The following is a 26,524-nucleotide window of genomic DNA, read 5'->3' on the forward strand; positions in this document are numbered from 1 at the left end:
TGTTATAATTTCAACAAAAAACAAATCTAGATTGTGGTTTTCTTAGAAAAGGTGACGCGACATTGTGCTTAAAAACTTGATGAATTCATCTTCACTTACAGGTTTACTGTAGTAATAGCCCTGAATTAGATAACATGCATTACGTTGTAACACTGTTAATTGTTCCTTCGTTTCCACCCCTTCTGCGATCACTTTCATGTTTAAAGTATGCGCTAGTGAAATAATGGTATGAATAATTTCATTTCCATCAGTAGAATTTCCGATCCTATTAACAAATTCTCTTGGAATTTTTAAGGTATCAATTGGATACAAAGGGAGATATGCTAATGAAGAATACCCTGTGCCAAAATCGTCAATTGATAAATGTACACCATATGATTTTAATGCTTTTAACTTCGATAAGGTTTCTTTTTCATCTACCATTGCTATTCTCTCTGTTAATTCTAAATCAATCGAACTAGCAGGTACCCCTACTTCTTCTATAGTAGATATGATTGCTTGAACAAAATCTTTCTGTTCAAACTCTATAGCTGATAAATTTATCCCCATTTTTAGATTTGCATAGCCTGCAGAATGCCACTTTTTCAGTTGTCGACACGCTTCCTGTAACGTCCATTTCCCAATTGGAATAATTTGCGACGTTTCTTCCGCGATAGGTATAAAGTCAAAAGGAGAAATAAGTCCCAGTTCTGGATGTTGCCAACGAATTAAAGCCTCTGCACCAATAACCATACCAGTCTTACTGTCAACTTGTGGTTGATATAATAAAAACAACTCATTATTTTCTAATGCCTTCGGTAAATCCTGTTCTAATCGTAATCGTCTTGTTATTTTTTTTGATAATGTCTCGTCATACATGCAAACAGCATTATTACCTTTTTCCTTTGCACTATACATAGCAATATCAGCATGTTGTAAAAGTGTAGTAGTATTTATTCCTCCAAACGGATACACCGCTATTCCTATACTAAGAGATAAATAAAAACTATGTTGATTAACTACAAATGCTTCTTCAGTTATACGAAATAGAGTTTCACACAAATCCAATAGCTGTTGCTCTGTATGGTTATGGACTATGATTGCAAACTCATCTCCCCCTATTCTCGCTAGAGGAATAGCCGGTAACAGACATGTCCTAAAACGCTTAGCAACTTCTTTTAAAACACTGTCACCAATTGAATGTCCCAGTGTATCATTAATAGTCTTAAAACGATTTAAATCTATATACAAGAGTCCAAATTCATCCTGCGTTTTTCGTGCACGCTCAATGGATTTTTCTAATTCTTGTTGGAAGAATATTCGATTTCCAATCTCCGTCACTGTATCATGGAATGCTAGATAGTTTATCTCATCTTGTTGTCTCTTCATTCTCGTAATGTCTTTTACCATTACATAACTCCCAAAAGTTTGTCCTTCTATCATAATAGGAACAATGGTGACGTACCAAAAATGAATGTCCTTCTCATTATTATTTTGCACACGTAATTGTAACGAAGCCGAACTGCATCGTTTCCCTTCCTGTAGAGCTGCTTCCAATTCAAATCTATCTTCGTCTAAAAAAATCGAGAAGCACTCTTTACCTATTAATTCATCACTGTTTTTTCCTAATAACATACTTCCAGCCTGGTTTATATTTAACACAGTACCATTTGAATTAATCGTTAAAATAGGATCTGGATGATACTCATATAATGACTTAAATCTCTCTTGATTTTTGACCAAGTCATTGGATTTTTTTATTAAATCTTCTGTTCTTTGAGATACTTTTTGTTCTAATTGATTATTAAACACTTTTAACATCTCAGTTAAATCTCTGTTTTGCATTCGTACGATAGTATGACGAATCAGCACAAATACAAATGCAATACAATTTCCAGTAATAAGTGTAGCCGAGGAAGTTTGCTCTTTAAGAGTAAAACCAATTAAGACTGCAACTGCAAGATAAGGAAATATGACAAGAAGTTTCTTTCCGAATGTCGGATCAATAATAAAATAATTTCTTCTAGAAGAAGCATTCTTCGGTATAGCAGCAGCAATAGCAATTAATAATAGGAAAACTCTATACAAACACCTTAATAATATAAGTGAACGATCTGACAAATCATCTTGTAAGTAAAAATACAAGTAGTCCGTAATAGCCAATCCAGTTAATACGAGAATAAAAATAAATAATTTACTTTTCGCATTAAAAATAGCTGGTCGAAAGATCAGGCTAATTCCTAGTAAAAGAAGCAATAAATCTATAATCGGAAAAATAAATGAAAGAAAAACATCTCCAATTGATAAGAATAAGATATTTGCAGAAGGTTTATTAAATAGGTACCACTCTAATGTAAAAATAGCAGTAACAACAATACATAAATCACAAAGTAAATACGCCTTTTCCCACTTGTTACATTCCATAATGATTTTATAAAAGAATGCAAAGAGAAAGAAGAATAAGAAAAACAACAAAAACACATCAGAGATATTAAAATTTTGTATTGGTAATTCTACATTAAGTACTTGAAAAGCGGATATGAAATTCCCTATCAAGAAACACCCTATTGCAATAGTAATGCAAACCCAGAATACTCCTAACTTAACTTTTCTGGATAATATAGAATAAAGTAATGAGATAAATACAGTAGTTTCAACAACTAAGGATGATAGTCGGATATTAAAATCTGATACGAAATAATGATTCGGAAAAACAAATAAAAATATATAGCAAAAGCTTATATAGAATATTAGAGCTATTGTTAATAAGATAAATTGCAAATGTGAATGTTTAAGCAATATATTCACCTTCTTAAGTCTTTCATCATTTTTAAAAAATTTGTTTCTAATTATTATTCATATTATGACCATTTCAAAAGATTTCTTTCAAAATAAAGCACCCTTATATTACACCTGCAGATATTTAAAAATTTCATAACAGGAATTACAAAAAATATCTGCAGCTATGTCCTTAACAATATCAATTATTGTTATACGAACTATTTATGTAACAAGTAGATTTAATAGCTAATTAGTTCAAAGAATGTTTTCTTTGAACTAATTATATACTGCCCATCTGAATCATAAAGCTTAACGATCTTCAAGTTAAAATTTCACGTAAACATAATGAATGTAGATGTATGTCTCTATCTATTTTTTGTGATGTTAAACAAAGAAAAAAATCCTAAACTATTTAGACATGAAAGTACCTACAACATTTCTAATAGTAACTATTTATCGTTTTTTGTTCATAACTTTCTATAGTATTCATTAAGGATGCTAATTAAAACACCGACTTATTTATAATCATTAATAAGTCGGCACCAGTATACACTATAAAACTAAAACACATTACAAATAACAAAACTATACTTTAGCAATTTATAAATTTCATATTCCTAGAATTACTAAACTTTCTTTTACCTATTACAATCTATATTCAGATACATTATTTCCTTTCCATTCATAATAATCTAAAATCCCTTCATAAATGGCTTCTGCTGCAATCTGTCTGCCATTTGCCGTAGATAGTTTACTGTAATCGATACCATTATCTATAAAAGCCAGTTCCGTTAACACAGCTGGCATGTCGTTTTCTCTTATAACATGAAGATCTCCATGTTTAACGCCTCTATCACGTGTTTGAAGAGCCTCTACTAAACGTGTTTGAATTTTTTCCGCTAACACACGACTTTCTTCCACATGAGGATTTGTTTTTTCGGATTCAGAAGATTTATAGTAGTACGTTTCTGTCCCTTTTGCATTACCATTAAAAGCATTTGCATGAATGCTTATAAAGATATCCCCCTCATTTTGCTTAGCAAATTTAACACGTTCCTGTAAAGAGCTTTTTTGGTCATGTCCAGGTCTAGTATCAGATTCACGAGTTAGTAAAACTGTAAATGGTGTATGTTTTTCAAGCAATTGTTGTAGGCGTAAGGAAGTGTCTAATACGATTTTACTTTCAGGCAATCCTTTTGTGGGCTTTCCGGGATCTGCACCACCATGTCCAGGATCAATAATGATTGTTTTACTTTCTAAAGGGTTTTTCGGACTGTATTGAAGGGTATCTGTTTTGGCAGTAAGTTGTGCGGCCTCTGCACGTGTTATGAATTTATTTGGTTGCCAACCATTATCAGTACCAACAGAAATCTTTAAATCAATTAAAATATTGGCAAATTTTCCACCCCAATGTCCTTTTAAATCATCAAAGTTACTTTGCCCATTACTATTTGTTCTATCTTGTAACTTATATGCATTTACTAACATTGTTGCCATTGCAGCACGAGTAACTTTTCCAGAAGGATTAAATATTCCATTTCCTTCACCTTTAATTATTCCTGCTTTTTCAGCAGCAGCAATATAAGGGGTTGCCCAATGATTTTGAGAATCTGTAAAAGAAGGTTTTGCATTTGTATCAACTTGTATACCTAGAACTTTTGTCATAATGGTTGCTGCAGAAGCCCTATCTAATGTATCACTTGAACCAAAAGTTCCATCTGGATAACCACTCAATACTTTTTTATCAACTAAATAATTAACTGATTTGTCAGCCCATGCAGGAACATCTGGGAATTTATGAGTATTTGCAAATGCACTAGATGAATAGGATAGTAGACTTCCAGCAAGAATTCCTGTAGCAATTAATTTGTATTTCAAAATGTAACACCTCTAAAAAATTATTACAACTTGGTAAATATATCATTTATAGTTAATCTTTAAATAATACGACTTAGAATAAAGAATAGATCAAATCCGCATTATCCCTATATTAAATATAATAAATACAAATCGAACTATTATTCCGAAAAGAATCCTGAGACATACACTTATAGATAGAGACTATTAAATATATTAACCAACGTCGTGTAACCAGTATAGTTACTTATATGTACGAGTGTCAATTAAAAAAACCTTACATTTTTGTAAGATAACCATGTTAATTATGTAGTAAGTAATTATTATATAATGTGAATAATTACTCAGTATAATAAAATAGTAATCTTATATTTTAAACAAATATTGATTATTTTGGTAGGCAAATAACTTATAACAGCCACCTTTTTGGCTATGCTTTGGAATCCTACTTTACTCTTCAATTCTCCGTATTAAAATGAAATGTAATAACAACTGTACGATTATACAACTTATTCACCTCAATTAAATCAGTTAAATATTGAGGAAGAGTCGGTTTATCTTTAAAATCATTATGTATTAAGCCCTTTCACAGTGACAATACGCATATTCCCAGTATTTTTCGGACCACAATACTATAAAGTAAGACCTAACTCCTTCCTTTTGTACAAATTTTTGATTTACTAAAATTAATTATAACTTTTCCTCTGCCCGAAATGATTCCATACAAAACAAAAGGGAAATACATATACACTATGTATCTCCCTTTTGTTTTGTACCCAATTTTTTTATTGTGTTACGGTCATAACTTGTCCACTACGGTCAACCATAATTTTCATTTTTCCGTCTTGAGCGTTATATAACCCTAGCTTATGTAGATCTTGTTTGCATTCTTTTACAAAGTAAGGTAATGTACGAATTTGATCGATATCAGAACTCGTAATGAAATGAATTAAATGATGCGTCATTTCTTTAATATCATGGACGAGTTCTGCCTTCTCTCGTTTTAATCTTTCATTTTCAGCTCGTAATGAATGTAATTCACCTTCAAGACCACGTGCATTCTTTTCATCTTTTGAACGCTCTGCTGCCATACTGGAAAGCTTATAGATTCCCTCCATGAACTGATGCAATTCGTGTTCTTTCTTGTCACTACATTGACTAATTGTTTCAAAGTTATCCACGATACCGGATATAACTGTTACGAGGCTTTTTTCATTCTCTTCATTTCGAACGTCTTCTTTTACTACCTGCTTGCTTTCTTGTTTTATCTCAGCAGTTGTCTCTGTTTCAGGTATATATTTACGTTTTCGTCCCGGTTTTTGTTTCTCAATATTTTCAAACGGGATTTCTTGTTTTTTTAATTTATAATACGTATTTTGTAATTGGCTTTCCGTTTTCGGAAAAAGATTCAATTCATTTTTACTAACATATTTTGAAATATTTGCGATGTTTAAACCGTGACGTTGGCAAAATTGATATACTTCATACAATAGTTCTAGTTCAGACTTCAACCATGTAATCGTTGATTTTTCATATACTCGCATACCGCCATTTTTTTCTATATCTATTTGAAATAATACCATTCTATTATATAAATCAATTAGCTCTTCATACTTTATTCGGAATTGTTTCTCTATTTTTTTGAATTCCGCGTCTAATTTCCTATCGTTCGTTTTATTATTTGACATGTTTTGTAAAAGATTTAATACATTGATTGCTGTGTGGTGATACATAATCTGTGCCACTCCCCTCATCCTTTCACAATTCTCATCGGACTCCCATGTCTTTTAAGAAAATAGAAATTTCCACATATCCATATTATAACATTTCGAAATTATCTGTCAAATAATTAACATACAAAAGGGTATGAAAAGTCTATAAATAATAGAAAAATTTTTTGAGAAAATATTAAAAAATGCAATACAACATAATATTATATCGATAAAATATGTTTAATTATATTATATGGTATTTCCAATTTAATTTCACCGAAAAAGTTTGCGCTATCACGAAATCTTACTCTACAATCCAGTGACATTATCTCTTATATTTTCAAGTAGTAAAGATGAGAAAAAACAATTAAATCTATCTATATTTCCAAATATAAAAACAACTAAAAAGACGAAAAAAACTATGAATATACACAGCCGCAACTACATTAGAAACGTTCAATTTTTCTGCCTTTATAGAACATGGGATACTAAAAAGGAACTAACCAGTACTACTACAATGGCTAGTTCCTCAATTTTAGCTAATAAGAAAAGAATGTAAGCCTGTTCATCAACAACTCGGCCTCCCTCTTCTTTAACTTACCTAAAACCCACTTCATATCTCTGTTCTTACTACGCACAGGGCACTTTTAAGTACTAACCGCTTCCTCTCTTGGCTGGAGCCTCTCTCCCAACTAAAAAAGAGCTTTTCAAAACTTTTTTACAACACTAACTTATCAACTAAACCAATTAACTCTTGAATATCAGGCTTACTCACTTGAGCATTCGCTCCAACTGCCTCACCTTTATGGAACAACTCATTCGTAATTAATGAAGAGAAAATAATAACTGGTAATTGCTTCATTACTTCACTATCTTTAATTACTTTTGTTAAATGATGTCCATCCATTTTCGGCATTTCAATATCTGTAATAAGCAGATGAATATGTTCAAACATTTTTTCATCTTGCTCTTTTGCTAGTTTTTCAATTTGCGCTAACGCTTCTGCACCATTGCTGAAGAAGTTCATTTTCGTATATCCAGCTGATGATAATGTTTCTTCTAATATTTGGCGAAGCATCGCTGAATCTTCCGCAATATAAATCACCTTTTCAGCTCGATCTGTTTTTTGCTCTAATCCTGAAAGTGATTTATTGTCATAACCAGTACCACTAATTTCACAGACAATTTTTTCATAATCTAATAATAAAATGATTTTCCCATCTAGTTTTACAATACCAGATGTCGTTTCTTCTAATCCCATAGATAATGAAGCTGGTTCATCAATTTGTTCCCACGAAATACGCTGAATACGATGTACTTCATCAACACGGAAAATAACTTTCATTTGGTTTAATTCTGAAATGATAAATTTCGTTTGATCAAGTGGTTTTGTCGATCTTAAATTAAGAGCCGTTGCTAAGTTAATAACAGGTAAAATTTCACCACGTACTTGAACAACACCTTCAACTGCATGATGAGATTCTGGCACAGTTGTAACAGGGAATGGATTAATAATTTCACGCACTTTCATTACATTGATACTAAATAAATTTTCACCAACAGTATAAGTTACGATTTCTAATTCGTTTGTTCCACTTTCTAATAAAATACTTTGTGCTTGTGACATAAAGGTGTCGCTCCCCTTTCGTTAATTCCGTATATCTAATTATTAAGCTTTAATAAATCCCAAAAGTCAACTATCTATATGAAAAATATAGATAGTTGACTTAGCCTTATAGTTTTAAAATAATAAAAACAGTGGTAAGACTTAATCTTGTATAAACGAAGCTAGTGCTTCTAGTAACACTTCTTGTGCTCCTACAATTTCTGTCGGCATTGCTTCCCATTTTTTTGAAAGCTCTGTTTCCACTCTCACTCTAAGCTCTGAATTCATTTCTTCTAGCACATATTCCTTCGTCGCTATATCAACATCAAGGAGTGCAAGTGCATATAATTCCGGATCGTTTATTTTTTTAAATACTTGTTTCAATACCGCCGGTGCTATATGTTTTAACTTTTCAATGTGAATTTCCTTATCCGAAAATAGTAACTCATATTGAATAAACGTAACATTTTCTTTAATCACTTTAAAATAGCAATTATTCTTTTTATCATTTACAAAATAACCGTTCGGATCTGTAATAATACTCTCTACTTGACGTATTAAATTAGGCAAACTACTCGCCGTCATTACAGTACGTTGCTCAACCTCACTTGGCGAAATGAATGTAACGCGATACTTATTCTGCGCCATCCTCCTCATCTCTCCTTTTATATAAACTTAGTCTAATTGTACAATATAGCACAACTATCTTAAATTAATCTATATCTATTTAAAATCACTGCTTATAGACCCTATCTTCAAAGAGAGAAGAGGCGCACCACCACAATTGACTTTCGGCCTCCTCAACTAAAAACCTAGAACCCATCAATCTCATTCATGGCTCCTCACCTCTTCAGCTACCTTAAAACCACTTGATATCTCTAGTATTACAACATCATGCGAGCCACTTATAAGCACTAACCGCTACTACTCATCGCTGGGCCCTCTCTCAAAACCTAAAAAGAAAGCTTTTAAGCCCCTTTCAGCAACTCAATGTTATTGAACCAAAAAGCAAGCTGCTGATCCGTAATATCCGGCAACATAACGAAAAACTCCCGGCACTTCATCTCATCTTTAAACAGTTGATACTTCCAAACACCATTACTACCAATACTTACGAAATAAAACTCGTGTATACGGCCAATGACTGCTTGTTTTTCACCAAACGAATATGGAGGCACTTGTTTGATTTCGAATTGATCTGGTAAATATACATGCTCTTCTCGTTCTATTTTTAACACTTGCTCAGCAAGCTCACGTTTATTTTTGAAAAAAGGCAATTGTAAAATTCGCTCTTGTCTTGTCATACGAATATAAAACCCTTTCTACTACGTTACAATTTTTCTTTACGATTTATTATCGAATTAAGTTCACAACTTCATTTAATACTTCATCTGAAATTTTGATTACTTTCGCATTTCCTTGGAATCCGCGTTGGTATAACATTAAATCAACGAATTCTACAGATAAATCTACGTTTGCACCTTCTTGTGCACTACCGCGTACTTTTCCTGCACCATTTTGGCCAGATACGCCCATTGCTAAAATACCAGTTGTATTTGTCGCTGTATAGTTACCATTACCAGTTTTCATTAAGCCGCCTTCGTTCGGGAACATTGCAACAGCTAATTGACCCGCAGCTTTCATACTTCCATCAGAATATTTCACCATCACATATCCACCGTCAGCAATAAAGCAATCTTTAACAGTCGCTGCTGCTCTACCATCTACGTTTGTTACTGCTAATGTTTTCTCTGTCGGATGGTTTGTTAATTTACTAAAATCTAAATTTACTGTTCCGCCATTAAATGGAATAGCTGCTCCAGGGTTTGTCTGGTTTGGATTTCCTACTGCATCAAACGTCATTTGACCATTTGCATTTGGAACATCTTCAAACGTTGTTGCTTTTTTCGAATCGTTACGCATCTGTACTTTATATGTATAATTATGTTCACTAGTTTGTGTAAACTCTACACGCATTGTCCATGTATTACCGGCATCATCGTATACAGGCAATTCTTGCGTAATCTGTTTTGCATCGGCTGGAATATTCCCTCCAACGACTCCTTTTGACGTTCGAATACCACCGATTGCTGATCCCATTGGAATTTGCAACGGTCCTGGGATACCAGATAAGTCAACATTACCAGTTGCTGGATCCGCTGGATAAGCGAATACATATTGCCCTTCTGTATTCGTAATATAGTAATCTGAAGATATTCCAAATGTACCTTTACGCGTAAATTCCGTGTTGCCGCCTTTTGAATCGCCAACCACGAAGAAACCATTACCTTCCATTGCTGCTTGTGTTTTACCACCAGTTAGCGTAATTGTACCATCGCTATAATCCGTAACTGTTCCGCTCATTTTCACACCGTTACCGATACTTTTTGGGTTCGTCCCTGCGTATCTCTCGTCGCCTTTTGCACCAATTGAATTGTTGTACAGTAAATCATCAAACATTGCTTTTTGTTTTTTATAACCAACTGTTTGTGCATTGGCAATATTATTTGAAGTTACACTTAATGCATTTTGTGTTGCATTCATCCCTGTAATACTTGTATATAACGCTTTAATCATAACGTATGTACACTCCTTATGAATTTGTAGTTTTTACTTCTTCAGTTACTTTTTGATCGTCTTTCTTTGCATCTTCTGGATTCGTTTCTCCAATCGGTTTATCAGACACTCTTTCAACGAAACGAAGGGATACAACTTTATTATCAATAACGAGCTGTACTTCGTTATTTTCTGCAAGGCGAACTGTCTCTACTTGACCAGTTACTTTTTTACCGTCACCGTCAACACCTCTTACATACTTCCCTAAAAACTTCATTCCACCATCAAGCGCTGTCGAATACATCGTCGTTCTTAAAGAGTCAACTGCTTTTGTCATATTCTGCACTTGTTCCATAAGAGATAACTGCGCTGTCTGATTCATCATTTGATTCATATCCATCGCATTGAATGGATCTTGGTGCTGGAAACTCGATAAAAACAATTTTAGGAAATCATCTTTCCCCATTACCCCAGGAGTCTTTTGCCCTCCTGCTGAAACTCCATTTGTTTGTTGAACTGGCGATTGCACACCGTTAACAGGTGCATTACTTTTTTGCGCTCCTGCCTGCAATGGAATATGATTTGTACTCGTTGTGTTTAATCCAACTGTTGGCACGCTTTATTCCTCCAATAATCCTGCAAATTCTTTCGATTCTTGTTTCTCTTGCTTCGTACTTGCTAATTTTTGTTTTTGCCTTTGCTCTTGTTCTCGCTGTTCTTTACGTTGTTCATCTTTTTCTGAATAACTTATTTGAATATTAATTTCTTTTTCTTTTAATTTCAGCTTCAATTCGTCAAAAATTATTTCAACACGCTTTTTCGCATCGTGTTTTTCCATTTCTACATGGACTTCAATTTGATCTCCATGCTTTTTCATAAATACAGTTAATGAACCAAGTTTCTCTGGATTTAGCTGGAATAAAACACGTTCTTGTTTCACTACAAACTTTTGCAGAGCCTCTACTTGTGCTTCCATTTTCTTGCCTAAGTCAGGTAATGTAACCTTCTCAGCTCCACTATTTTGTTTTCCTATTTGATCAGTCCCAGTTGCCTTATTTAATAATTCTGCTCCCGTCGAACTTGAATCGTTTAATTGATCGACTTCTGGTAACTCTAACTTCACATCATCGCTTTCAGCTTTCTGGAGTTCTACTTCCTTGGACTCCTCTTGTTTCTTTGCGATATTACAAGTTTCTGTTTCTACGATTTTTAATACTTGCAACGTTTGCTCTGGCATCGTCACCTTGTCTAGCGCCATTTGCATTGTATCTTCTAAACATATGGCATTTTTAATATTCATGTTAGAAAAAAGCTCTTGTAATTGCTGTAATTCAGCTGCGGGCAATTCGTTCAGTTTAATATTTCCGTATTCTTTATATAACGCCTGTATTTTTTGTATGTATTGATATAACAATTCTGGCTGCACACGCAATTGCTCAATTGCAACCATCTGCTCAGATACAGCTAACAATAACTGTTCTGTCTCTTTCTTTTCTTCTTTCTTTACACTCGGTTCTTCTTTCGTTACCGTTTTTTTTGCGAGAAGATATTCTTTCTTCTCTTCTTCTGGTGCTTCTTCTCGTTTCGGTTTCTCCGTTTTCGGCTGTTTTTTATTTTCAATTCTCATTGTATTATCAAATGAAGAATTTTCATTTTTCGATTGTACTTCTAGCCCTTTGTCTTTTTGCGGAGGTAAACTTTGCTGCACCGGTAATACAAATTGTATCACTACATCCACCTCATCCGTTCATACACATTTTTAAATCAAGAAGCATTTTTTCTTCTAATTTTTCTTTTACTTTCGCAAGCTTCTTACAATCTTCTTGATACATTTCATCAATGATACGTTCTTTTTCTTTTATTTGTTCTAAAAGGCTTTCATTTTTTTGAATAAAACCTTCCGTTTTTTTAATTTTCCGATTCCATTCTTCTATTCTTTCAGGTGAAAATGTATGTGAAGACAGCATACCAGCCATAATACGTTGCCCAGTTTGTACGACTTTACTACGTGATTTTACAACATACAGATCATATTCTTTTTTTTGTTCTATTTTTCTTTTTTCAGCTGTTAGTTCGTACACTTCTTTCAAGATTTGTTCTTTCTCTTGATTAATCTGCAATTTTATCGTGTCGTACTGCTGCTTATCCACCCGTTTTCATAGCCCCTTCCTATTATAACGTTCCCTTTTTCTATTATATAGTTTTTTTACAAAAAAATCTGTGAAATATTAAAAACAAAAAAATAAGACCTCAAAGGGCGAGATCTTATACAATATGGTGCATCGCTTGGACAACATCTTCAAAATAAAAACTATCCGTTCGACCTTGTTTTAAAAACATATTTATAGCTTCTACTTTATTTTTACATTCAAAAATATAAGCATTTTCTTCATTTTCTTGAATTGTTCCTAATTTAAAATACAATTCATTTTCTTTATAAATAGATAAAATTTTTCTCATTTCATTTGCAAGTTGCCAATGATTCGGCGATACGATTTCTTCCATGATCCTACTTACCGAATCTAGTACAGAAATGGCAGGGTAATGACTAAGAGTTGCGAGTTCACGTTTTAATACAATATGTCCATCTAAAATACCACGCGCTAAATCTGGTACAGGACCATTTAAATCGTCACCATCAACTAACACTGTATAAATACCTGTTATTGACCCTTTTTGTGTTTTTCCGGATCGCTCTAATAACTTTTTCATATAACTTTCCATTAACAGTGTTTTACCACCGATCGGTAATTCCTTGACTGCAATGTCAACACTTCGGCGAGCGTCAGCAAAACGAGTAACAGAATCCATCATAAGTAGTACATTATTACCTTGATCACGGAAAAATTCGGCAATAGATGTAGCAAGCTTTGCCGCACGAAGCTGCATAAGGTGACTTTCATCTGACGTCGCTACAACAACAACGCTTTTTTTCATACCTTCTTCGCCTAATTCTTTTCTTATAAAGTCTTTTACTTCCCGGCCACGTTCACCTACTAAACTAATAACATTAATATCAGCTTTTGCGTTTTTCGCAATCATTCCAAGTAAAGTAGATTTACCAACACCCGATCCAGCAAAAATACCAATCTTTTGCCCAATGCCAATCGTTAACATAGAATCAATCGATTTAATTCCCGTTTCAAATACATCTGTAATTTCCTCACGCTCAAATGCATGAATCGGTGGTGCATCTAATTTTATTTTTTGCACTGGAATATTTTCAGCCTCTTCGTTTAATACTTTGCCATTTGCATTTAACACTTTGCCAAGCAAATGATTACCACGGGGCACAGCGACATCTTCTGTAATTAATGTAACTGAATCCCCGTAACACACTTTTTCTGTCTGTTCAAATGGAAGTAACATATTGTTTTCTTTTTCAATTGCAATAACTTCACATAAGACGCTATGCTCTCCAACGAGACAAACATCGCCAATCTTCGCTTTTGGACCTTTCGCTACAAAAAACTGCTCTTGTACACTATGAACTTTGCCAACTTTCGTATAAAACGGTGTTTCAATAAATGTATTCCATTTATTATGCTCATTCATTAGCTCGTTGTTCATACGTTTTGCTCCTCAAACAACTTCTCTTCTTCCCATTTATGACGAAGCTTCGCAAATATCGGTGCAAATTTAAATTCAAAAAACTCTTTCTCTTCTTCCAGAACAAATTCGCCAAACTGTAAAGAAAAATCATACTTCCATTCTACTAATTGTAGTAGCCAATACTCTTTCGTATTTTCTTTCTCTTCTTGTATACGTTCAAATGTTTCTGGATGAACCGTTATAATTAATTTTTCAAATGAAGTAGGCAATGTTTGCACGATACCTGTTAAAATCGGCAAAACGTCTAATAAGCGCGAATCTACCGCTTGATTCACTACTTTTTCTGCTAACTGAAAAGATTGATTCCATAATAACTCTGTCCATTCGTATGCTGTTTCTTGTTGTTCTTTTTGAAACTGTATACGCGCTGCTTCCATCTGTTCCATTTGTTCATGAATATGCATTTGAAACTGTTCTTTATCTTGCAACAACTGCTGACGCTCTCGTTCTAGCATTTGCTGCTGCTGCCTTAGCTGATTCATTTCAATATGTAATGCATCTTGCTGTGCAAGAAGTTCTGCATGATCCACTTGTATCTCTTCTTCAATGTGAACTGATACTGGTTTCGGAAATTGTAATTCATACGTTTCTTCAGAAAAAGAAACAGAATTCTTCGGAATTCTGTTTTTAAATAAGGACATCATCTTCACCTCTTTGAACGATAATTCTTCCTTCTTTTTCTAACTTTTTCACCGTACCTGTAATCGTTTGTTGTGCTTTTTCAGCATCCGTCATCTTAAGCGGTCCTAAGCCATCTAACTCTTCAAGAATCATCTCTCTACGGTTTGAAGACATACATGTAAATAGTTTCTCTTTAATTTCTTCTTTTGCAATTTTAAGTGCTTTCGCGATAACACCGTTATCTGTAATTTCCTCTAATACACGGCGAAGCGCAAGATCCTCAAGACCAAGTAAGTCTTCAAAGACAAACATATTTTCTTTAATTTTCTCAGATAACGCATAATCGACTTCATCCAGCTTTTGAAAGACTGTTTTTTCAACACCTCGTGAAACATTATTTAAAATGTTCACTATTGTTTTCAATCCATCTGTTTTATTAATAGCACTAAATGCCATATTATTTAATTTTGCTTTTAATAACTCACCAATTTGATTGATTAATTCACCATCTACTTGTTCAAGTTTTGCAATACCCATTACCGTTTCTACACGTTTATGATCTGGTAATCTCTCAATTAATTGAGAAGCAAGTTGCGGCTTAATATAAGAAGCAATAATCGCTATCGTTTGTGGCGATTCATCATTAAGCACTGTAAGCAGTGGCTCTAAATCTGTAAGTGAATTTAAGAATTCAAATGGATTATCTTTGTTGTACCAAAGGTCTTCCAATAATTTTTCCAGCTCGTCTTCTGGCATATTTTTAAATATACGACGAATGTATTCTTTATCTGGAGTCACTAAGTTCAATTCTTTTACATTTAGTTCATACAAAAACTCCCCTAATACATTTTCTAACGTTTCTGGTTTATATACACGAAACTTCGCGATTTCACGAAGTAATACTTCTTTTTCCTCAGCCGTCATATATTCAATGACTTTTGCTGCCACCTCTTCGTTTAATGTACGAATGAGGATGGCAGCTTTCTCTTTGGAGGAGATTTCATCTAACATTGTTTTTCCTCCCTTACTGTCCGTTTAACCATTTTTTAATTACTTTTGCAGTACCTTCTACATGCTCTTTCGTAGCTTCCTGCACTTGATCATCCAATGTAGGCTCTGATGGTTCTACTGGCTCTAGTTTTGGTTCGGGTACTATTTTTTCTTCAGGAATTTCAAAAATGCTTTCACTACTAGCAGCAACTTCCTCTTCTGCTAAGTATTCATCATATTCCTCTTCTTCTTTCTTTTTCTTACGTCTTGCTAAGAAGAACCATAATAGGCCACCAAGCGCTAACAATCCGCCTGTAATTCCACCGAATAACCACCAATTCATTCCACTTTCTTCTGGCTCTTTCGCTTTCTCTACTTTCGGCTGGTCAAACTGAACGGTTACAACGTTAACTTGACCATTTGTAAAGTTTCCATTCGGATCAACTTGCAGTCCAGCTGCCGTACCAATTGCTTCTTTAAATGTTGTCATATCAATTCTTCGCTTTACTAACGTATCGTTATCTACCCATACAACAACATTTGTTTTTGTTAATTCCGGATGTTTCTTAATTGTTTCAACTGTTTTATCTATTTCATAGTTTTCAATTTTGTTACCGTTATTATTATCATAGACGATTTTGCCATTTTGATTATTGTTCGTACCGTAGTTTGGTACTTCACCGTTCGCTGTAATACCAGCGCCTTGCTTCGTATCTGCTCCTTCTTGTGCAGTAGAACGTTCTTCTTGCTCTTGTTTACTGCGAAGCACACCTTTATCGCCATATTTTTCTGACTGACGTGTAACTTCATCATAATTTACAGACACTTTCGTATTCACTTTATATTCATTCGGCTTAAACATCGTCATTAACGTCGCATCAATATCTTGCTTTAATTTACCTTCAATTTGTTGTTGCATCTCAACTTCTTTTTCATAAGAAGAGGAACTAGTAGAATGTGCTTCATCTGCTCCTTTTGAGATAACACCTTTTTTGCTATCAATAACACTTACTTCTTCTGCTTTCACCCCAGGAACTGCAGCACTAATCATTTGCTGTATACCCGCAACTTGATCAGCTGTTAATAGTTGTCCACGTTTCACACCAATAGTAATTGCTGCTGTTCCCTTTGCCTTTTCTTCATCAAAAATGGTTTCCTTTTCAGGTAATGTAATTTGCACATTTGCCGTTTCAATTGTCGCAAAGTTTCGTACAATATCTTGCTCCAATTGCTTTTTCGTGCCGACAATCTGCTTCATTTTCTTATCTTGTTCACTTGAACCGAGTGAGCTTTCTAATAGAATTTCCTCACCGCTTTTTGAATTAAACGGCAAGCCCATTCCATTCATTTCTTTTCGAACCCATGGAGCATCGTTCTTTTGCACTCGAATCGAACCATCGGCTGCTAATTGGTAATCAACACCTAGCTTCGATAATTCTGCTGTAATCTCTTGCTTATCTGTATCGTTTAAATTTTGATATACAACAACATATTTATCTGGCAAGGTGAAGTATAAAAGTGCTCCTGTTGCAATCGCTAAAAGCGCAGCACCAATCACTAACTTATGCCACGTTTTCAACGATTGGAAAACATTTTTTATCTTTTCCATTTAAATACACCCGTCCATTTTCCTAAATTTGCATATTAATTAGTGACTTATAATTTTCAATAAGATTATCGCGTACGAGAGCAGCTGTTTTCATTTGTGATTCAGCTTTCTTCTGCTGAATTAAAACGTCATGCGTTTCTCCTACCCCTTTTGTCAGTAAATCATATACTGCTGTTTGGGCATTATTTTGCGTTTGATTCATATCTTCCAATAAATCAATAAACTTTTTGCCTTCAACTACAGATGTCTCTGAAGTTTTCTGTGTGCCAATCGGCTGAATCGCTCCAAATGGCTGTGTATTTAACATTGGTTGAATTTTCATATTTCCCCTCTTCCCTCTTATCCTCGGCCGATTTCTAAATCTTTATCTAGCATTTTTTTGTTCGCATTTAATACGCTTGTATTTGCTTCATACATTTTTTGAGCAACCATTACATTCGTCATCTCAGCTGTCACATCAATGTTCGGATAACGTACATATCCTTCTTCATTTGCATGCGGATGCGTCGGATCATACACAAGATTTTCATTTCGATCCGTTTCAATACTTTTTATTTTCACTCCGTTAGTAGGAGCTCCATCTAGCATACTTGCAAAATTATTATTTGATTCTAACACCACACTTCGGCGGTGATACGGCTCTGCACCCGGTGCTCCCGTCGTATTTGCATTTACGATATTGTTAGAAGTAACTTCCATCCATTTTCTCGCTGTAGTTAGCCCTGAACCACTTGCATTAATTGCCTGAAACATCTTTGTCTCTCCTTTTACTATTAACGTCCACGTGCTGCTTGGTTAATAGCGTATTGCGTATTAATTGCATTAATTGAAACACCGTATAATTGGTTTGTTTTCATTAAATCTAACATTTCTGTCGTTACATCCACACTATTTCCATCTTTATTCGTTTGCATTGATTTCGTTTGAATCTTTGCGTATGTATTTTTCGTATTTGCTGTCGGTAAGTGCATTACATTCGTTTGATATAAGTCTGAATTACTCTTTAAATCCGCAGCATTTTTTTTGAATAGTGGATTATTCATATTCATTTGTTCAGCAAATGTTACATCTTGTGCTTTAAACCCCGGTGTATTCGCATTTGCAATATTACTAGAAACAGTATTTCGCTTCGTTACTAAATAATTCATATAATGACTTACATCACTAACTAAATCTGGCATATTCCACACCCTTCCTTTTCCATCATGCTCGTTTAACGCATGATCATCCACTGATGGAAGTTTCACTTTATTATTCATTTTCCTATATGTATTTATTTATTAAAATATTATCTATTTTGTACCCTTACATATTTTATTCCATTTTTCCATTGTTGTCTTTAGAAAAATACAAAAATATAAAAAAGAATATAAAAAACTGTATACGCGTAGTAATCCATGTAACATTTTGATATATAAACAATAAAAAAAGAGCTTCCATACACTTCTCTCCATAAAATAAAGACCTCTTATTTTTCATTGTTTGGATTATTACCATTCTTTTTATTACAGTCATAAAGTGAAACCTCAATCAGCGGAACGCCTTATTCAAACAATGGAATGGATCCCCTTTTAAAAGGGGTATCCATTTCCATACTTTCCTATTAAAATTTACCGTAAAACGAATTCGCTTTCATTCGTCCATCATTTGTCATAATCATTTCTTCCAAGATCTTTTGCTTATCTCGAATATGCTGTGCTGCCTTAATTATTAATGGACTCACTTCCGCTGCAACATCTGCGCGCGTCTCTTCATCCAATGTCATCATCCAGCGATTTAACATTGCACTCTTCTCAGTAAATTCCCCATCTGATACTTGCAATTCTCCGATTTCATTAAAACAGCCGACAAACGCTCGATAAATATCATTGTTCATTTTCAAGTGCTCCGCGGTAACCGTCTATTAAATCTTGTAACACTTGCACAATCGCATCCATATCGTTCGCTTCACGAGTTACTTTCATCGTTTGAATTTGAATGCTAATCCAATCATATAAACCAAATAGACTATCATATAAATCTTTCGTAATCTCAGGATTTAATTGAAGCTTTAATTCTTCAAAAATACGTTCTAGCTTTTCAAGAAGCGCATCTCCTTCTTGGAGTTTAAAAGTATTTAAAAGTTCTTCTAAATTACGAAACTCTACAATACATCTTTCATAAATAAAAATTGTATTTTTAATCGGATTACTCGTCATAATATCATTTTGCATATAACGTTGCCATGCTTGCATACAATCACTTCCTTAACTTTCATTAATCATCACTTTTTTGTTTTGTCATTGCTTTAATAGTTTTCAATTGGCTATCAAGCTCCGCTAGTGTACTTTCTAGTTTTTGATACTTCTTCACAATTTCATCTTGTTTTTGCAGATTTTGTGTTTCAATATCTTTAATTTTTTTATCTAAATCACTTACACGTGAATCGATGTTTTTTACACGCTCTCCGACTACACCTTTATCACCAAATAGTTTATCAAGTGGTTCTTCCATCATCTTCCCTAAACCGTTAGAACCAAAGAAAAATTGCTTCGCTGCATCCGGCTTGTCTTTTAACGCTTGTGTTAATTTTTCATCATTAACTTCCATCGTCCCGTCTTGCTTTAATTGAATTCCAAATGAAAACAAATAATTACCATCTTGAGAAAATGTTACGACATTATTCATCGCTTGACGTACACTTTGCATAATAGCTTGACCTTGGAAAGCTCCACCTTTTCCCGCAAAAATATCTATTGTAGAAACAGCTTTATTATAATCCGCTACCATCTTTTTAATAACATTCGATGCATCTGTTACGTTTGAGTCACTCACTGTAAACTTCAGATCTATACCTTTTGCTTTTGGATCTGTTGTTGTACCTGCATCTGTTTTTTCATCTACTTTTGACTCCGTAACTTTTAGTAATTCAATTTTCACACCAGGAAGAGCTTCAATTGTATTGGTAGAACTTTTACCTGGGATACCGTTTATACTATATATGGCATTTTGCGCTTCATTAATTGTATTGACTGCTGTACCATCCGCCTTAGCTAAACCAATATCTTGAAACAGTGTAGAAGTGTTCCCCGAAAAATCAATTTTCCCATCTGTTCCTTCTTTTTTCGAGGACATAAAAATTTTATCTCCAAGTGTATAAGCCGATACGCCATAATCTCCATCATTAATTTTATTTATTAAATCTTTATATGTCATATCAGTTGTTACTTTTAGATCTTTACCGCCTAGTTTTAATGTTTCATCTTTAGGAAGTTTTGCATTTATATCAGTAATAGGATTAGAAGCTATTTGATGACGCTGTGCAAGCTGTGTAATCGTCATATTAAAAGTTCCTGCAATCGCGCCACCATCAGCTTTTACATTAATATAACCGTCTTGTGTTGTTGTAACTTTTTTCTCATTCCCTTTAAAAGCCGCTAAGTTTTTAAAAGTTTGTGTGAAAGAACTAAATTCTGATTTTAAGCTTGTATATAATAGTTTATCTTGTGAAAGTTGGTTCTTTTCATTAGTATATGGTGTTTTCCTCATATCTAACGCTTGCATTTCTAATTCTACAAAGTTAGAAGTATCGATCATATTATTTCCGAGGTTCCAAATCTGTTGTCTACCACCAATACCTGTTAACGTCCCTGCCATATTTCTCACTCCTTATTGTTTACATATAATCTAAAATACTCGTTTTACTCATCGTGCTAACTGCTTTAAGCGTCGCTTCATACGTCGCGTTAATATACGCTAAGTCAGAAATTGCTACCGCTAAATCAACATCTTCAATTTCTTTACGATTTTCTTGGAGCGCTAAATTTTGCTCGCTTAAAATTGTTTTAAACGTCTCCATCGTGTTCATAGTTGAACCAACTTCAGTTGTACGGTTAATGACGCTATCTAAGTTTTTCTTATTTTCTCCTAATAACGGTTGTAACTCTTTTTGGTCACCGTTTTTCATCGCTTCACTCATCTGTTTTAATGTTTTTATAACTGGGGATAATAATGCTTCTCCGTTACGAAATGCTTTTAATTCATAACCGTCATTTAGTTGCCAGTTCACATCATTTTTTCCGCCTTGATACGTACCATCTTCTGTAAATGGGGCTTGTTCAGCGCTATCACCACCGAAAATATAACGGCCTTGTTCTTTCGTATTCGCTAAATATACAACTTGTTTTAAAATTTGATCAATCTCTGCACCGATTGCCTTCAATTCTTTTTCGCTATTCGTCCCATTTAACGCTTGCACTGTTAATTGATCTGCTCTTGTTAAAGATTTAAAAACACCTTGTAAAGTATTTTCAGTTTGTGTTAGTACATTTTTCGAATCCGCTAAATCTTTTTGCATTTGTTCAATATTTGCTAACGAATGTTGAATCGCAAATGATTTACTTGCCGCAAGTGGGTCTTCGCTCATAAGAAGATTTTTCTTCCCAGAAGTTACTTGATTTCGATGATATTGCTGTTGCACATTCAAATCCATCATCTGATTCTTTGCCCAATTTGCATTTTGAAACGTAGATACTCTCATCTCTATCTTCTCCTTTATCTATATTTGACTTGGCGCGAGGAAGCAACCACAATTGTACGGCTATTTTCTTCCCTACCATCCAATCATTTCATATCTCTGGTCTTACACGGCTTGGTCCACTAAAAGGCTCTATCCGCTTCCACACTATGCCAGATCCTCTCTTCCAGCATAAAAAAAGCTTTTTCTTTTTTATTACGTTTTATCTAATAATCGAAAACAAACTATCAAACACTTCATTCATCGTCGTAATAGCTTTAGAGTTTGCGACAAAATATTTTTGGAAAGCCATTAAATTAACCATTTCCTCTTCCATATTAACGCCTTCTATACTCATCTTTTCTTCCTGAATACCTTCTAATAAATCTTTATGAATGTTTTGATAAGCATTCACTGCACTTTTATCAGAAGCTACACCAACTATAAATTGGTCTAATGCTTGTTTATAAGAAAGACCTTCTTTATAATCTCCATCTGTAATTCCTGCTAGTTTATTTGCTGTTTCAGCAGAGATTTTCATTTTCGAAACATCTTTTGCGAATTCAGGGTTTAACTGAATATCTTTCGCATGATCTCCAACGAAGAAATCTTTTCCCATCACTGTATTCACTTGACCTTTTACAGAACTCATTAGTTCTTCAAGGTTTTTCTTATAACTAGCAATCTTCGCTTTCGTATCTATCGCTGATTGAATTGCTCCACCATTTAAAGGAATATCCGATCCATAAATCGCAACAGACATTGGTTCTTTTTCTTTATTTAATTGAAGTGGATATGTATCTTGTCCATTTACTGTTAAAACACCATTCATTCTAACACTCGCGATATTAGGATTCATAGATTCATAAGATACTTCAATATTGGCATACTTAGACATCTCTGTAACGATGCGATCACGTTCGTCTAATAGTTGATTAGGTACTTGTGTCCCTGCTTGTCCAATTTTTTTATTCGCCTCTGCTAAACTAGCACCAAGACGATTAAATTCATTCACATGTGCTTCAATATCTTCTGTCGTCTGTGCTTCTGCTGTATCTAAGTTTTTCGCAAGACGATTTATCTGACTTGTGAACTTCCCAGTTTCAGAAACTAATGTATCGTAGTAGTTTGGTTGTTCTGGATTTTTTGCAACTTCACGAAAAGCATTGAAGAATCCATCCATTAAACTAGATAATGAATTCTTTCCTGTAGTTCCTACCATAGACTCTACTCGTGATAAAGTAGAATTCATATATGCGTAGTAAGAGAACTGTGACAACTGATCATTAAATTGCTTCGTTTTCACTTCATCTGTAATACGGTCAACTCCTAATGTTTGTACACCATAACCGATTCTCTGTTCAGGCGTATGACCGTTACTTGCTCCAACAGATCCGTAATTTACCATTTGACGAACATAACCCGGCGTATGAATGTTAGATAAGTTTTGTTTTGTCGTTTGTAATCCCATTTGGGCCGCTAGCATACCAGATAACGGCGTATTATAATCAGATAATCTCATAATGCTTCACTTCTCCTTTACAATAGTTCATTCATAAAGATTTGCGAATTATTGTTTTTCTCCAAATTGTATTCAGAAACGGAATCCACAATACTTTCTGTAGTTTTTAATAGTACGTTTAAGTAATATTGATTTTTCAAAAGAATCATTTTTACATTTCCTTCTAATCCACTTAAGTTTTTTTGTAATTCTTCCATTTTTTCAATTTCTTCCTGAGAAAAATACAAAAATAGTGAACGCATACGCAAAGGTTCGATTTTCTTTTCCTTACAAAGCTGAACAACCATTTCCTCAAAAGAGCGAGATAATCCTTTTACACCTTCTATGTATTGCAATTGCTCTACTTGTAGCTTTTGAACTGCATTTACATTTTTATGTTTTAAATTCTCATATATTTGTTCGCCAAGCGTTTGAATATTTTCATATGCCTTTTGAATAATAACGAGCTTTTCATATAATTGTATGTACATATAGCTTCCTTCCTTTTACAAGACTAAATTTACAATCAAACCATGAATTTCTCCAATTTGATTTAACATTTCTAAATGCCCTGTTTTCGTATTAATTAAATTCATAACATCTTCTAACTCAGTTAATCCCATTTCAGCTTGTTTTACAATCGTCATTTTCTGCGAATATCCGTAACGCGGATGACGAGACATAACATCTTTATACTGCAATACATTATCAACGTAAAAATTCAAAAATGATTTCACAGTATTTTTATATTCCATAACATTATCGAGCGTTAACTCTAATTCGATTTTCTCTTTAATTTCTCCAATGTTATCAACAAGTGCTTCCATTTGTTCTAACAATTTATCTTTTTTCGGATCTGCATGCAAATTATCCGAAAAAGCAAGTCCTGTCCTGACATTTGCTTCTTTCGGCATTTGAGTAGCAGGCGGTATATGCGATAAAATTGGATTGTGCGAGATAGAACGCAGCATATATATCACCTATTTATTTTTTTATTTCCTTCCAAACTTAATCGTAAAATCCAGTTATTTATAATTATACTCTGTACAATGATATTTTGCAGTTATTTTTTATAGAAGATATGTTACAATTTAGCATGAGGTGGCACAAATCTATGAATATTTTTCTTTGTGGTTCAAATCAATTAACAGCATTAGATCAGGAAGAAATAAAAAAATTTTTAATTGACTATGCTCACAAACATAAAATTTACATATTATGTTATAAATCTATTGAAAATGAAGTTCTTCGTTTTTTCATTGAAAATGAAAGGCTCGCTCAAAATTTATGCCTTTACACACTGCAACCGTTACATGTATTAACAGACGAATTTCAAGAAGTCGTTGATTATTTAAAAAAACACGGAGCAGAGTATATTGCTTTTGATCATCCTTCCGACTCCATTTATCGATCAGATTATATGTTTTTTGTAAAGCAAATTATCGAAGATACCGATTTAGTTCTCTGTTTTTATAACGGAGATAAACATACGTCTGTCATTCCCGTTGACATTGCAAAAGAAGCAGGAATTGATGCTGTTATTTATGATTTACCAGGCTTACATGAAAAGCAGATGAAAAAAAGCTTTGAACAAAAAATTCGTATGATGTAAAGGGGGAGGCACAATATCGTTATTGTGCCTATTGTAAATATGATAACTGAACAAGATTATAATCAATTTGTCGTAAGTTTTAAACAGCACTTTAATATGGATATCGCTTCCTATAAGCAAGATAGAATGCGCCGAAGAATCGACGCTTTCATTTCGAGAAAAGGTTTTGAAAATTACACAAATTTTTTAAATAATTTACGCACCGATCAAACGTTATTTTTAAGTTTTATTGACTATATTACAATTAACGTATCAGAGTTTTTCAGAAATAAAGAGCGCTGGCAAACGTTAGAGACGAAAGCTCTACCAAAGCTACTTGAACAAAATAACGGTAAATTAAAAATTTGGAGTGCTGCTTGCGCTGCCGGTGAAGAACCATATACACTTTCTTTAATATTATCGAAGCATCTAGTTCCGTTTCGTTATGACATTCAAGCAACGGATCTTGATTTTCATGTTTTAGAAACTGCAAAACGTGGTCAATATACAGAACGCTCTTTGAAAGAATTACCTAATGATTTAAAACAACGTCATTTCACAAAAGAAGATGATACATATATATTGCATCAAAATATTAAACAGCAAGTTACATTTAAACAACATGATTTATTAATGCAGACATTTGATACGAACTACGATTTAATCATTTGTCGAAATGTAATGATTTACTTTACAGAAGAAGCAAGAATAAAGCTCTATGAAAAGTTTAGTCGTTCTTTACGAAAAGGCGGCGTACTATTCGTTGGTAGCACAGAACAAATTTTAACACCCGAACGCTACAACCTTCAGCGTTTTGATACATTCTTCTACGAAAAAATATAGAAAAAGGTCGTCATAATTGAAATGACGACCTTTTTTCATTATATAATACGAATCAATATGATACCTATAACCCATATAAAGAGAAATAGAGCTGTAACAGACCATTTATGCTCTTGAATCGTATGTTTCAACGCATGCGATAATTGCGTCATATTCATTTCTGCAAGTGCTCTCCACACACTCACATCACGTTCTTTAGAAATACGATCCGTACCGCTAATTAAAATTGTTTCGTTAGACAATTTTGTCATGTAAGCTGTAATAACTGTTATCATTAAATTCGTATTTCCTTCTGATGTATCTTGTTCCACTCTAGAAATGAGCGCACTTACATCAAGTAACGGAATATGCACTTTTCTCCCAAACGAAAGCTGCACTTCAGCGAAATCATACGTTCCGTCTAATAACGGAACTCCCTTTATATGCGCTTGTTTAATAAGCCCCTGCAAACTTCTAACAATTTGTTCATATATTTTTCCCGATTGCTTTTCTTCCTCAGACAACATATGTAGCTTTGAAAACAACTGCAACACGGTATCCATTTCCTTAGAAAGCATTTCTTTTACAATCTTTCCATCACCTAAACTCGCAAGTAGAATCCCTATTTCATTATTTTTCGAGATGATTTGGGACTGCCCGGTAAACACAAGGTTACTCCGTTTTCGTTCTTTTTGAATTTCATGTTCTGAAATAGCTGCAGGCTGTTTTAATGGGTGTAGCGTCTTATTTTCAATTGTAGTACGTTTAATTTCCATTTAAGCGCCTCCACTA

The 26,524-nt window shown here is 33.9% G+C and carries 27 protein-coding genes and 1 pseudogene; 2 read left to right on the forward strand and 26 right to left on the reverse strand.

Features of this window, described 5'->3' with window-relative positions; genetic code table 11:
• Window positions 1-42: 42 nt before the first annotated feature.
• The 25 genes and pseudogenes from QCI75_RS18600 to QCI75_RS18720 all read right to left on the reverse strand — a co-directional run bounded on the left by QCI75_RS18600 (window position 43) and on the right by QCI75_RS18720 (window position 24,290).
• Window positions 43-2,778, reverse strand: a complete 2,736-nt coding sequence (locus QCI75_RS18600) for a sensor domain-containing protein (RefSeq protein WP_353760998.1) — start codon at window positions 2,776-2,778, stop codon at window positions 43-45.
• Window positions 2,779-3,405: 627 nt separating this feature from the next.
• Window positions 3,406-4,638: an N-acetylmuramoyl-L-alanine amidase gene (locus QCI75_RS18605; RefSeq protein WP_353760999.1), complete on the reverse strand. Its 1,233-nt coding sequence runs from the start codon at window positions 4,636-4,638 to the stop codon at window positions 3,406-3,408.
• A gap of 454 nt (window positions 4,639-5,092) precedes the next feature.
• Window positions 5,093-5,307: pseudogene (locus QCI75_RS18610) on the reverse strand (Ger(x)C family spore germination protein); the annotation flags it as partial.
• 95 nt (window positions 5,308-5,402) lie between these two features.
• Window positions 5,403-6,350 carry a DNA-binding domain-containing protein gene (locus QCI75_RS18615; RefSeq protein ID WP_353761559.1) on the reverse strand — a complete coding sequence of 316 codons (948 nt, stop codon included), beginning with the start codon at window positions 6,348-6,350 and terminating at the stop codon, window positions 5,403-5,405.
• A 697-nt stretch (window positions 6,351-7,047) separates the two neighbouring features.
• Window positions 7,048-7,956: a chemotaxis protein gene (locus QCI75_RS18620; protein ID WP_353761000.1), complete on the reverse strand. Its 909-nt coding sequence runs from the start codon at window positions 7,954-7,956 to the stop codon at window positions 7,048-7,050.
• Between the two features lie 141 nt (window positions 7,957-8,097).
• Window positions 8,098-8,583 (reverse strand): LysR family transcriptional regulator, encoded by a 486-nt coding sequence (locus tag QCI75_RS18625; protein WP_353761001.1) that lies wholly within the window; start codon window positions 8,581-8,583, stop codon window positions 8,098-8,100.
• Window positions 8,584-8,903: 320 nt separating this feature from the next.
• Window positions 8,904-9,239, reverse strand: coding sequence for a DUF3964 family protein (locus tag QCI75_RS18630; protein ID WP_353761002.1), 336 nt, complete (start codon window positions 9,237-9,239; stop codon window positions 8,904-8,906).
• A 49-nt stretch (window positions 9,240-9,288) separates the two neighbouring features.
• Window positions 9,289-10,512 (reverse strand): flagellar hook protein FlgE, encoded by a 1,224-nt coding sequence (locus tag QCI75_RS18635; RefSeq protein WP_353761003.1) that lies wholly within the window; start codon window positions 10,510-10,512, stop codon window positions 9,289-9,291.
• A 16-nt stretch (window positions 10,513-10,528) separates the two neighbouring features.
• Window positions 10,529-11,107, reverse strand: coding sequence for a flagellar hook assembly protein FlgD (locus QCI75_RS18640; protein WP_353761004.1), 579 nt, complete (start codon window positions 11,105-11,107; stop codon window positions 10,529-10,531).
• A 3-nt stretch (window positions 11,108-11,110) separates the two neighbouring features.
• Window positions 11,111-12,220 carry a flagellar hook-length control protein FliK gene (locus QCI75_RS18645; protein WP_353761005.1) on the reverse strand — a complete coding sequence of 370 codons (1,110 nt, stop codon included), beginning with the start codon at window positions 12,218-12,220 and terminating at the stop codon, window positions 11,111-11,113.
• Window positions 12,221-12,230: 10 nt separating this feature from the next.
• Window positions 12,231-12,641 (reverse strand): cytoplasmic protein, encoded by a 411-nt coding sequence (locus QCI75_RS18650; protein WP_353761006.1) that lies wholly within the window; start codon window positions 12,639-12,641, stop codon window positions 12,231-12,233.
• Between the two features lie 115 nt (window positions 12,642-12,756).
• Window positions 12,757-14,061 (reverse strand): flagellar protein export ATPase FliI, encoded by a 1,305-nt coding sequence (fliI, locus tag QCI75_RS18655; protein ID WP_144505751.1) that lies wholly within the window; start codon window positions 14,059-14,061, stop codon window positions 12,757-12,759.
• Window positions 14,058-14,744 carry a FliH/SctL family protein gene (locus QCI75_RS18660; protein ID WP_033706611.1) on the reverse strand — a complete coding sequence of 229 codons (687 nt, stop codon included), beginning with the start codon at window positions 14,742-14,744 and terminating at the stop codon, window positions 14,058-14,060. The genes fliI and QCI75_RS18660 overlap by 4 nt, the downstream gene beginning before the upstream one ends.
• Window positions 14,731-15,735 (reverse strand): flagellar motor switch protein FliG, encoded by a 1,005-nt coding sequence (gene fliG, locus QCI75_RS18665; RefSeq protein ID WP_002030936.1) that lies wholly within the window; start codon window positions 15,733-15,735, stop codon window positions 14,731-14,733. Before fliG ends, QCI75_RS18660 begins: the two co-directional genes overlap by 14 nt.
• A 13-nt stretch (window positions 15,736-15,748) precedes the next feature.
• Window positions 15,749-17,323: a flagellar basal-body MS-ring/collar protein FliF gene (gene fliF / locus QCI75_RS18670; RefSeq protein WP_353761007.1), complete on the reverse strand. Its 1,575-nt coding sequence runs from the start codon at window positions 17,321-17,323 to the stop codon at window positions 15,749-15,751.
• Between the two features lie 22 nt (window positions 17,324-17,345).
• Window positions 17,346-17,645 carry a flagellar hook-basal body complex protein FliE gene (fliE, locus tag QCI75_RS18675; RefSeq protein WP_002064631.1) on the reverse strand — a complete coding sequence of 100 codons (300 nt, stop codon included), beginning with the start codon at window positions 17,643-17,645 and terminating at the stop codon, window positions 17,346-17,348.
• A gap of 17 nt (window positions 17,646-17,662) precedes the next feature.
• On the reverse strand, window positions 17,663-18,076 hold the full coding sequence (flgC, locus tag QCI75_RS18680; RefSeq protein WP_016094399.1) for a flagellar basal body rod protein FlgC: 414 nt from the start codon (window positions 18,074-18,076) through the stop codon (window positions 17,663-17,665).
• 20 nt (window positions 18,077-18,096) lie between these two features.
• Window positions 18,097-18,582: a flagellar basal body rod protein FlgB gene (gene flgB / locus QCI75_RS18685; RefSeq protein ID WP_144508537.1), complete on the reverse strand. Its 486-nt coding sequence runs from the start codon at window positions 18,580-18,582 to the stop codon at window positions 18,097-18,099.
• Between the two features lie 344 nt (window positions 18,583-18,926).
• On the reverse strand, window positions 18,927-19,199 hold the full coding sequence (locus QCI75_RS18690) for a flagellar biosynthesis protein FlgG (protein ID WP_144508536.1): 273 nt from the start codon (window positions 19,197-19,199) through the stop codon (window positions 18,927-18,929).
• On the reverse strand, window positions 19,189-19,557 hold the full coding sequence (locus tag QCI75_RS18695; protein ID WP_016094402.1) for a flagellar export chaperone FliS: 369 nt from the start codon (window positions 19,555-19,557) through the stop codon (window positions 19,189-19,191). Before QCI75_RS18695 ends, QCI75_RS18690 begins: the two co-directional genes overlap by 11 nt.
• A 22-nt stretch (window positions 19,558-19,579) precedes the next feature.
• Entirely contained in the window at window positions 19,580-20,959 is a 1,380-nt protein-coding gene (locus QCI75_RS18700) for a flagellar hook-associated protein 2 (RefSeq protein WP_144508535.1), read from the reverse strand.
• Window positions 20,960-20,978: 19 nt separating this feature from the next.
• On the reverse strand, window positions 20,979-21,842 hold the full coding sequence (locus QCI75_RS18705; RefSeq protein ID WP_144508534.1) for a flagellar hook-associated protein 3: 864 nt from the start codon (window positions 21,840-21,842) through the stop codon (window positions 20,979-20,981).
• 199 nt (window positions 21,843-22,041) lie between these two features.
• Window positions 22,042-23,340 (reverse strand): flagellar hook-associated protein FlgK, encoded by a 1,299-nt coding sequence (gene flgK / locus QCI75_RS18710; RefSeq protein ID WP_144508533.1) that lies wholly within the window; start codon window positions 23,338-23,340, stop codon window positions 22,042-22,044.
• Window positions 23,341-23,357: 17 nt separating this feature from the next.
• A complete protein-coding gene (locus QCI75_RS18715; RefSeq protein ID WP_353761008.1) occupies window positions 23,358-23,810 on the reverse strand; it encodes a hypothetical protein in 453 nt (150 codons plus the stop codon).
• A 15-nt stretch (window positions 23,811-23,825) separates the two neighbouring features.
• Window positions 23,826-24,290 carry a YaaR family protein gene (locus QCI75_RS18720; protein WP_002086502.1) on the reverse strand — a complete coding sequence of 155 codons (465 nt, stop codon included), beginning with the start codon at window positions 24,288-24,290 and terminating at the stop codon, window positions 23,826-23,828.
• Between the two features lie 143 nt (window positions 24,291-24,433).
• Here QCI75_RS18720 and QCI75_RS18725 point away from each other — a divergent pair, with 143 nt between their 5' ends.
• Complete coding sequence (locus QCI75_RS18725) at window positions 24,434-24,931, forward strand: flagellar motor switch protein FliG (RefSeq protein WP_088292838.1); 498 nt, start codon at window positions 24,434-24,436, stop codon at window positions 24,929-24,931.
• A 39-nt stretch (window positions 24,932-24,970) separates the two neighbouring features.
• Window positions 24,971-25,753, forward strand: a complete 783-nt coding sequence (locus QCI75_RS18730; protein ID WP_144508538.1) for a CheR family methyltransferase — start codon at window positions 24,971-24,973, stop codon at window positions 25,751-25,753.
• A gap of 38 nt (window positions 25,754-25,791) precedes the next feature.
• On the opposite strand, the gene QCI75_RS18735 is transcribed toward QCI75_RS18730, so the two are convergent.
• The gene (locus tag QCI75_RS18735) at window positions 25,792-26,508 is read right to left on the reverse strand and encodes a hypothetical protein (protein WP_353761009.1); all 717 of its coding nucleotides are present in this window, start codon (window positions 26,506-26,508) and stop codon (window positions 25,792-25,794) included.
• Between the last annotated feature and the right edge of the window lie 16 nt (window positions 26,509-26,524).

It is taken from the genome of Bacillus cereus group sp. RP43, from assembly GCF_040459645.1.
GTDB classification, from domain to species: Bacteria; Bacillota; Bacilli; order Bacillales; family Bacillaceae_G; genus Bacillus_A; species Bacillus_A mycoides_C.

Excerpts from the sequence above, each read along its gene's own strand:
- QCI75_RS18615 (WP_353761559.1), bottom strand. The coding sequence starts at position 6,350 with ATGTATCACCACACAGCAATCAATGTATTAAATCTTTTACAAAACATG.
- QCI75_RS18620 (WP_353761000.1), bottom strand. The coding sequence starts at position 7,956 with ATGTCACAAGCACAAAGTATTTTATTAGAAAGTGGAACAAACGAATTA.
- QCI75_RS18625 (WP_353761001.1), bottom strand. The coding sequence starts at position 8,583 with ATGGCGCAGAATAAGTATCGCGTTACATTCATTTCGCCAAGTGAGGTT.
- QCI75_RS18630 (WP_353761002.1), bottom strand. The coding sequence starts at position 9,239 with ATGACAAGACAAGAGCGAATTTTACAATTGCCTTTTTTCAAAAATAAA.
- QCI75_RS18635 (WP_353761003.1), bottom strand. The coding sequence starts at position 10,512 with ATGATTAAAGCGTTATATACAAGTATTACAGGGATGAATGCAACACAA.
- fliI (WP_144505751.1), bottom strand. The coding sequence starts at position 14,061 with ATGAACAACGAGCTAATGAATGAGCATAATAAATGGAATACATTTATT.
- QCI75_RS18660 (WP_033706611.1), bottom strand. The coding sequence starts at position 14,744 with ATGTCCTTATTTAAAAACAGAATTCCGAAGAATTCTGTTTCTTTTTCT.
- fliG (WP_002030936.1), bottom strand. The coding sequence starts at position 15,735 with ATGTTAGATGAAATCTCCTCCAAAGAGAAAGCTGCCATCCTCATTCGT.
- fliF (WP_353761007.1), bottom strand. The coding sequence starts at position 17,323 with ATGGAAAAGATAAAAAATGTTTTCCAATCGTTGAAAACGTGGCATAAG.
- fliE (WP_002064631.1), bottom strand. The coding sequence starts at position 17,645 with ATGAAAATTCAACCAATGTTAAATACACAGCCATTTGGAGCGATTCAG.
- flgC (WP_016094399.1), bottom strand. The coding sequence starts at position 18,076 with ATGTTTCAGGCAATTAATGCAAGTGGTTCAGGGCTAACTACAGCGAGA.
- flgB (WP_144508537.1), bottom strand. The coding sequence starts at position 18,582 with ATGAATAATAAAGTGAAACTTCCATCAGTGGATGATCATGCGTTAAAC.
- QCI75_RS18690 (WP_144508536.1), bottom strand. The coding sequence starts at position 19,199 with ATGAACAATGATATTTATCGAGCGTTTGTCGGCTGTTTTAATGAAATC.
- QCI75_RS18695 (WP_016094402.1), bottom strand. The coding sequence starts at position 19,557 with ATGCAAGCATGGCAACGTTATATGCAAAATGATATTATGACGAGTAAT.
- QCI75_RS18700 (WP_144508535.1), bottom strand. The coding sequence starts at position 20,959 with ATGGCAGGGACGTTAACAGGTATTGGTGGTAGACAACAGATTTGGAAC.
- QCI75_RS18705 (WP_144508534.1), bottom strand. The coding sequence starts at position 21,842 with ATGAGAGTATCTACGTTTCAAAATGCAAATTGGGCAAAGAATCAGATG.
- flgK (WP_144508533.1), bottom strand. The coding sequence starts at position 23,340 with ATGAGATTATCTGATTATAATACGCCGTTATCTGGTATGCTAGCGGCC.
- QCI75_RS18715 (WP_353761008.1), bottom strand. The coding sequence starts at position 23,810 with ATGTACATACAATTATATGAAAAGCTCGTTATTATTCAAAAGGCATAT.
- QCI75_RS18720 (WP_002086502.1), bottom strand. The coding sequence starts at position 24,290 with ATGCTGCGTTCTATCTCGCACAATCCAATTTTATCGCATATACCGCCT.
- QCI75_RS18725 (WP_088292838.1), top strand. The coding sequence starts at position 24,434 with ATGAATATTTTTCTTTGTGGTTCAAATCAATTAACAGCATTAGATCAG.
- QCI75_RS18730 (WP_144508538.1), top strand. The coding sequence starts at position 24,971 with ATGATAACTGAACAAGATTATAATCAATTTGTCGTAAGTTTTAAACAG.
- QCI75_RS18735 (WP_353761009.1), bottom strand. The coding sequence starts at position 26,508 with ATGGAAATTAAACGTACTACAATTGAAAATAAGACGCTACACCCATTA.